General features: G+C 60.1%; 4 protein-coding genes. All 4 read right to left on the bottom strand.

All coding sequences use genetic code 11. The features are described from left to right. Positions 1 to 9: 9 nt before the first annotated feature. The 4 genes from VGL22_RS04225 to VGL22_RS04210 all read right to left on the bottom strand — a co-directional run bounded on the left by VGL22_RS04225 (position 10) and on the right by VGL22_RS04210 (position 8,153). A complete protein-coding gene (locus VGL22_RS04225) occupies positions 10 to 1,215 on the bottom strand; it encodes a tetratricopeptide repeat protein (RefSeq protein ID WP_465265639.1) in 1,206 nt (401 codons plus the stop codon). A gap of 117 nt (positions 1,216 to 1,332) precedes the next feature. Beyond that, positions 1,333 to 4,851 carry a carboxypeptidase-like regulatory domain-containing protein gene (locus VGL22_RS04220; RefSeq protein WP_465265638.1) on the bottom strand — a complete coding sequence of 1,173 codons (3,519 nt, stop codon included), beginning with the start codon at positions 4,849 to 4,851 and terminating at the stop codon, positions 1,333 to 1,335. A 540-nt stretch (positions 4,852 to 5,391) separates the two neighbouring features. Next, complete coding sequence (locus tag VGL22_RS04215; protein ID WP_465265637.1) at positions 5,392 to 5,754, bottom strand: fibronectin type III-like domain-contianing protein; 363 nt, start codon at positions 5,752 to 5,754, stop codon at positions 5,392 to 5,394. Then, a complete protein-coding gene (locus tag VGL22_RS04210; RefSeq protein WP_465265636.1) occupies positions 5,718 to 8,153 on the bottom strand; it encodes a glycoside hydrolase family 3 C-terminal domain-containing protein in 2,436 nt (811 codons plus the stop codon). Before VGL22_RS04210 ends, VGL22_RS04215 begins: the two co-directional genes overlap by 37 nt. Between the last annotated feature and the right edge of the window lie 20 nt (positions 8,154 to 8,173).

Below are 8,173 nucleotides of genomic sequence, written 5' to 3'. Positions count from 1 at the left end.
CCCCTCGGCTCACCTCTGTGCCGCAGGAAGTGATGCCGCGTCGTCCGCAGGCTTCCCCTTCTCCTGGGCTGACTTGAGCTTGCTGAAGATGGTGGCGTTCTCGGCCTTGTGCAGGTTGTTGGTCTTGTCGAACTCGGCCTTGGCCTCCTGCCTTCTGCCCATCGACTGATAGAGTCGCGCCAGCCGCCAGTGCACGTTCGGATCCTCCGGGGCGAGCCTCTCCGCAATCTCGAACTCCTTCAGCGCTTCGTCACGTCGGCCGCCGTCGGAGTAGAGAATCCCCAGATCAAGGTGGGCGCGTTCCAGCCGGGGATCGATGCGAATAGACTTCTCGATCAACGCAAGCGCCTGATCGGATTTGCCGATCTGCATGTCCGCATCGGCCAGGAATGCGAGCGCCTGGGGATGTTCTGGCACGTTGTCGAGCTCGGCCTGGAATTCCTTCGCGGCCTCGTCAAATTGGTTCTGCGTCCAAAGCAGATACCCTAGTCCGAAGTGCACATCCGGAAACTTGGGATCGGCTTTGACGGCAGCTCGAAACTGCTCAATGGCGCCGCTATGATCGCGCATCTCATCCAGAGCCTCGCCGGCCAGCATGTCGGCTTCAGCCGATTCTGCATTGAGACTGAGGATCTCGTGATACACATCGAGCACGCAGGTAAACTGGCGCGCGGAGAGGCAGCTATGCGCGAGCGCCAGGCGGAAAGGTAGATTCTGCTGATCCGCGGCGGTGGCTTGCTTGAGATAGGGAATGGCCGCGGAATATTCGCCCAGCCCATAGTGCGCAAGGCCCAGCAGAGTGGTGTAACGGAGGGCCTCGGAAGAGTTCTTCGGCGCAGCCTTTAATAACTCCTCGAAGCTCTGAATCGCCCCCTTCAGGTCTCCGCCCTTGAACTCCGCCAGCCCGAGGTTCAGCCGAAGCCCAGGCATATGAGGATTCCGCGCCACGGCCTTGCGATAGAAGATGATCGCCTCTTTGTAGTGCTCCTGGCGCGCTTCCAGAAGTCCCAGATGAGCGAATGCTTCCGGGTCCGCCGGATGGGTTTCCAGCACCGCGTGCCACGCGGTCTCAGCGTCGGCCACGCGGCCCTGCTGCTCCAGCAAGACTGCCGCCTGCCGCGGGTCAGACTGCGCGTCTACCCAAAGACCACAGCACGCCGCCAGTACCGCAAAAAGGATGGCCCTGAGACAATGCCCTGCTGACACCAGCTTCACTCCCACTCCTGACCTGAATTCTCGCTTGGCGCAGACACGCCAAGCAAGCTCAGACAATCCTGCGGAAGCAAGGGCGCGGCAGCATGGCTGCCGCGCCGGTATGCAGACCGTGCGCTCCTAGAAGGTGAATTTGCCACCGAGTTCAAGGATGCGCGGACCGTAGTCAGCCGTAACCTGGCCAAAGTTGCCGTCATGATTATTGACGTCGACGCTCGTCCAGTTGACGTGGTTGAAGGTGTTGAACGAGTCAAAGCGAAGCTGAATTGCCGTGCGTTCGTTCGCGCTCAGCGGGATATTCTTGAGCAGAGAAAGGTTGAAGTTGAGGAGCCCGGGGCCGAGAACCGAATCCTTGCGCGCGTTGCCAAAACCCTGGTTGGGGCCGCCGTCCCACGGAGCCGCCGGATCCGCAAACGAATTGGTGCTGAACCACGCAGTCTGCTTTTTGGGATAAGTGATTTTAGCCATGATGTCAGGCCGGTTGGCGCCCGCCGTGAGGCCAAGGTGATCTGCGCCGGTGTAGCGCACGTTCAGAGGAATGCCGGTCTCCGCCACGGTGATGCCGGAGATAGACCAGCCTCCCAGCACCACATGCGCAAACCCATTGGAGCCGCGCTTGAACCACGGCAGGGCGTAGATGTAACTGACGTTCAGGTCGTGACGCCGGTCGAAGCTGGTGTCCGAACCGTAGTCGTATTTGGCGTCGAACGGATTGGAAAGGCCGCCCAGGTCATTGGAAATCTCGTCCAGCAGATGCGACCAGGTATAGGCCACCTGCGTGGTGAGCCCGTGGCGACTCTCGACACGGATCCCCGCCTGCAAGGAGTTGTAGTTGAAGTTGGTTTCGTTTTCTTCCTGGTTGATGGAGCCGTAGCCGGGGAAGATACGATACGGGTTCGGGTTCAGTGCGCCGCTGGCCACTCCCTTGCGCTTATCGTAAGGCCCAGGTGAATTCGGATCTCCCGCAATGTAACCCGGATCGATCAGCGGCAGGGTGTTGATCTGCCGATCGTTGTCCTGGTCCCAGCCCCTGGAGCCAACGTACTGCACCACGGCGATCACTGAAGGCGCAAGCTGATGCTGCACGCCGAGACTAAAGTTAGCCGTGCCAGGAGCCGGGAAGTCGTACTTGATCGTGGTCAGGCTCGACGGGAAGTGATTCAGCGTCGTTGCTCCCGTGAGCGCGCTGGTATTCGGGTTCGAGAAGTAAACGTTGTTAGCCGATGGAATGTAAGCGTAGGGCGGATTGAGAGCGGCGTTGTACACGTCGTTGCCCTGAACACGCTCAAAGAACATGCCGTAACCGCCGCGCAACACCGTCTTGCCGTTGCCGAAAACATCCAGGGCAAAACCAACGCGAGGCTGGAAGGTGTTGTAGTGATCATGAACGGCGCCCCGCGGAAATCCGTTCACGCCGGCTTCGCGAATGCCGTTGAGATAGAACTGCTCGGTGCCGGTCTGACTGAAGGTGGACAGCGCCGAAGGGATCAACGTGCCGTCCGACTGAACCGGATTGCCCAGCGAGTAGTCGTAGTAGGCGGGCACGAAATTCGAGAACTTGTTATAGCGCTCGAACGCGTGCGGCAGACCGTCGTAGCGCAGGCCGAGATTCAGCACCAGTCGCGGTGAGACGTGCCAGTTATCGTTGGCGTAGAAGCTGTAATTGTTGTTTACCCAGTGCTTGCCGGCCAGGTACTCGAGCTGCGAGTAACTTGAAGCCATGCCCAGCATGAAGTTGACATAGGAGTCGCCGGAGAAGTTGCTGGAGTTGAACGCCACCACGCCGTTGGTGTTGTACTGCAGTTCCTGGTTCTTGTAGTCATGCAGCATGGCCGCGCCAAACTTCATCTGGTGGTTGCCCTTGGTCCACGAGATGTCGTCGCGATAATCAAAGCCCTCGTAGCCGTTCTTCCAGGGGAAGTAGCTGGGGCTCCAGGTTACATTGAGCGGCGAGCCCTGCAGTTGCACCTCGGGCATGCGATGCATGCGGTTATTGTCTACCGGGAAAAAGCTGTTTGCATTCCAGCCATCGGGCATCGCAAACTGCCCCCCGTCCGGCCCGGGCAGCGGAGTAAGCGTGATCTTGTTGCCGCTGTAGTAAAAGCCGGTCTCGTTGAGAAGATTCGGCGAGTAGGTCTGGGTGAGCTTGATAACTGCCGAGTAAGACGGATTGTTCATCGCCGTACCCACAGTGGGATAGGTGCTGTCGCCCCACAGCGGCGGAAAGTAATTCTGCGCCAGCGTGTCATGCAGGTAATGGCCCATCAGCTGATATTTGCTGCTGATAGAGTGATCGATGCGGACAATGTCCTCACGCACGTTGGTGGGCTGCGGAATGGACGCAATGTACTGCGTGCCATTGTTGTAGTTGGGCTTTGGAAACGTGCCGGCATTCACCTCCAGCACAGAGTTCTGATCGATCAGGTTGGCGGGGATCAGGTAGGTCCCATCGCCGTTCTGATGGAAAGGCTGCCCCGCCGTCAGCCCGTTCGACCCGTACAGCGCCAGTTTTGCCGGATCCTGCGTGGTGGGCACAATCGGAGCAACGCCCTTGGGTGCGGTGTAATTCAAATCCTGGCCGGCGCTGGGGAAGTTGCTCGCCAGAATGGCGTTCGAAATAGACGGCGAGCTGCCCTGAATGAGGCGGCGCCATTCTTCATTGACAAAGAAGAAGGTGCGGTTCCGGGCGTTGTTGTAGACGTGCGGGATGAATAGCGGTCCCCCAATGTTGCCGCCCGGAATGTTGAGCTGGAACTTGGGCCGGGCTTTGCCCGCCGCGTTCAGAAAGTAGTCGTTGGCGTTGTAGTCGGTGTTGCGATTCGCCTCGTACACGCTGCCGTGAAAATCGTGCGTGCCGGACTTGAGAACCATGAGAATGGTTCCGCCCGAGCCGCGGCCGTAGTCGGGGCTGTAGTTGCTGTCGAGATGCTGGAATTCGGCAATCGAGTCCTGCGATGGCAGATTCATGAAGCATCCGCCACAGCCACGATCGTTCTGCTCGCCGCCGTCGATCATGTAAATGTTGTGGCTGGTGCGGGTGCCGTTGAAGCTGATGCCGTTTGCCGAGGTGAGAGCATTCACGCCGCTGAACGCCGGCAAATTGTTGGATACTCCCATCCCCAGCGCTGCAAGCGATGTGACGTTGCGGCCATTGGTGGCAAGCTCCTCCACCTGCTGCCCGCTGATCAGCGTGCTCACCTCACTGGTTTGCGACTGCACCTGCAGTGCATCGGCCGCAACCGTTACAGTTTCAGCCTCGCTGCCAACCGTAAGGTTTACGTCGGCCTCAATGGTCTGCGCTACGTTTACAACAATGCCCGTCTTGCTGAACTTCTGAAAGCCCTTGGCAACCGCCGTCAGCGAGTACCGGCCGACACCGAGGTTGGCGAACCGGTATGCGCCCGTGGTGTTGGAAACGGTCTCGCGCTTTTGGCCGGTGGCCTCATTGGCAATCGTGATCGTGGCGTTGGGGACCACGGCTCCGCTGGTGTCCGCGACAGTGCCGTTGATCGTCGCGTTGTCCTGCGCTCTCAGACCTGGTGCTGCGAAAAGCAGTATCGCGAGTACTCCCAGGACCAGAAACCATGCGCGGCTCTGCCTGCATGCGCCTTTTCTCCGGAATATAGCTGTGTGCGTCATGAGTTTGCCTCCAAGCAAACGATTACTTGGTTCAGACAAGTTCTTTGTCATGGGTCGGGACATAGATTCTTGCCCGACCTGTCGAACCCGGAACGCGAACGTGGGAGTGTTCGAAGTCCCGGCGGGTTTGCGCTGAGCAAGGGGAAGTCATGCAAACTCCGGTCGGCCCGAAGTAAAGAGGGTCCAGGCGCCTCAAGGCGCCGCGGACTGAAATAAGGATCGCTGAGGATCTTTTCAATGGGGGAAGCGTTTTCTCAGCGCAACAAAAATTAGAAGATCGCGGTAACGGTTGTCAACCCCTGCCCGGATCCAAAACGCAACTCGTAATAATGACAGTAAATCGCTCCATGAAGGCGAAGCCGAGGGAGGGCCCCCACCCTTTCGACAGCGTGGTAATCGCTTTCCTCCGCCCTGTTCGGAATCAGCCAGCCGGGAGCACGCCGCAGCCGGGAGCACGCCCGCAGCCAGGCACACCCCGGCAGAGCGGCTTCGCCCGCAACCCCCGCGTTCAATGCAATGTGCTCCGCCGCCTGCGACCTCTCAGCGCGGGAGTTCCTGCGTGCCTTCGATCGTGAACTCCTGCGTGATGACTCCGGCAGACGTATCTCCGCTCGGCTGACTACCACCAATCGAGATGCGGTACTTCCCTGCCCTGACAGCGCGCGCGCCCCCTTCGTCCACCTGAGACAGCCCGCGCGGATCAACGGTGAACGACACGTGTTGCGTTTCGCCGGGACCGGCGTGAACACGCTCGAAACCAGCCAGGGCCAGCCGGGGAGACACCGCGCTGTGTGGAGGCGTGAGATAAACCTCCACCACCTCATCGCCGGCTACACCGCCCGCATTCGTCACATCCGCCTCAACCTTCAGCGTATCGCCGGCGTGAACCTCGTGAGAGGACAACTCAAATGCGCATAGGTGAATCGCGAGTAGCTGAGGCCGTCCCCAAAGGCGAACAGCGGCGTGCCGTTGAAGTACCGATAAGTGCGATTCGCCATCGAGTAGTCGTCAAATGCGGGCAGATCGTTCACGCCCGCATACAACGTAATCGGAAGGCGGCCCGCTGGATTGTTCTTGCCGCTGAGCGTTTCAGCGATCGCCTGCCCACCAGACTGCCCCGGATACCATGCCTCAACCAGCGCGCGCGCATTCTCTTTTGCCCAGTTCACCGCAAGAGCGCTGCCATTGAGCAACACGGCCACAACCGGCTTGCCGGCAGTAGCCACAGTTCGAAGCATCTCCTCCTGCACGTCCGGCAGGTCTATGCTGGTGCGGTCGCCGCCGGAGAAACCCTTGGCATTCACGCGCATTTCTTCGCCTTCAAGGCGCGGCGTGAGTCCAACAAAAGCAATCACAACATCCGCCTTCTTTGCCGCGGCCAGGGCTTCGTCACGCAGCATCTGCTCGGAGGGCGTCCATTCAAAAGCCACGGTGCTCGATGGGATGCGGCCCGATTGAATGTACTCGATGCGCACCTCGTGCGGTTTCGTGTCGAGCGGAATGCTGAAGTGCTGAATCGCTCCGTAGTTACGGCCGGAAGGGGGCAGTTTGTCCGTCGTGGGCGCGGGCGGCACAGCAGGCTCCAACTTTTTTCCATCCACATATAACGTGAATTGCACCTTGCCCCCGCACGGCGTGCACATGGGCAGGCGGAACTGCACGTTGTAAGTGTCAGGTGCGGGCGCAACCAGCGCACCGCTCCAGCGCACCGCAAACGCCTCATTGGTACTATCCGCGGATAAGCTCGGCACCGGATTGGCAAAGGCCCAGTCGAACTGAATCTCCTTATCCACTCGCGTGATCTCAGCCTTGCCGTCCAAGGCCGGCTTAACAAAGTACTCGGCCTTCAATCCCTGCTCAGACGAGCCAACCGCCGTGCGCAACATCGTGCGCGGTACCGGCACTTCGCCTCCCGCTACATAGGGCGAACCCTGCGCATACACCACATGCTCCGCTCCAAACTCGCTGACGATGCCATCAACCGGAAGAATCGCATGCAGCGGGATCGCGTTGTAATTGCCTTCCAGCGCGACCAGCGACGCAGCCAGTGGGCCAACCACCGCGATGGTCTTCGTGCCCGCTTTGAGCGGCAGAACCCCGCCATCATTTTTGAGCAGCACCATCGACTCGCGCGCCGCGCGCAACGCAAGCTCGCCGTGCTCGGGTGAATTCACCTCACTAAACGGAATCGAATGGAACGGCACCTTCTCTGGCGGGTCGAACATCCCCAGCCGCATGCGCGCGGTAAACAGGCGCTTCACAGCCGTGTCGAGCTCAGCTTCCGTCACCAGGTTCTCGTGCACCGCATCCACAAGGCCCTTGTATGCGGTGCCGCAATCCAAGTCCGTGCCTGCCTTGATACCGGCCGCGGAACCGGCCGCGTGATCGGGCGAGAAGTGGTGCCCGTGCGGCTGCGAAAAATCGTCGATCGCATCGCAGTCGGAGACCACAAAGCCATGGAACTGCCACGCGCCGCGAAGGATGTCCCCAAGGAGCATCTTGCTTGCGCAAGCCGGGTCCTTCTCAACCGCGTTGTAGGCACACATGATCGAGTCGGCATGGCCTTCGGTGATGGCCGCGCGGAACGCGGGAAGATAGGTATCCCACAGATCGTGCGGCGTGGGATCGACGTTGGCTTCATGCCGCGTGCTCTCCGGCCCGCTGTGCACCGCATAGTGTTTGGGAGTTGCTACGGCGCGCAAGTACTGCGGATCGTCGCCCTGAATGCCTTTCACAAACGCCGTCCCCAGTCGGGCAGTGAGAAACGGGTCTTCGCCGTAGGTCTCCTGCCCCCGTCCCCAGCGCGGATCGCGAAAGATGTTGATGTTAGGCGACCAGATGGTCAGGCCGTAGTAGCGATCATGATTATCGTGACGGAGAGCATCGTTGTACTTGGCGCGCGCCTCCACTGAAACAACCTCGCCGATCCGGTTCACCAGCGGCGCATCCCACGTAGCCGCATTGCCGATGGCCTGCGGAAACATGGTCGCAAATCCCGAGCGCGCAATTCCGTGAAGCCCCTCATTCCACCAGTTGTATGCAGGAATGTCCAGGCGCGGAATGGCCGCAGCACGATCGAGCGTCTGCGCCACCTTCTCTTCCAGCGTCAGCCGCGATACCAGATCGTCCACGCGCTGCTCGATGCGAAGCGCCGGGTTGCGGAACGGCATGGCCGCGGCGGCCTTCACCTCTTCCGCGGTAGGAAAGGCTTGCGGGGCGGTTTGGAGTTGGTTCTGGGCTTGGGCGAACGCTGATGCCGACACGAACGCGAGAAGAAGAAGCGAAGGGTATGCAATTTTCATGGCGGGGCTCGGGGTGGATT

Origin of the sequence: Occallatibacter sp. (genome assembly GCF_036502485.1) — a bacterium.
Lineage (GTDB): Bacteria > Acidobacteriota > Terriglobia > Terriglobales > Acidobacteriaceae > Telmatobacter.
This window is presented reverse-complemented; position numbering and strand designations above follow the sequence as displayed.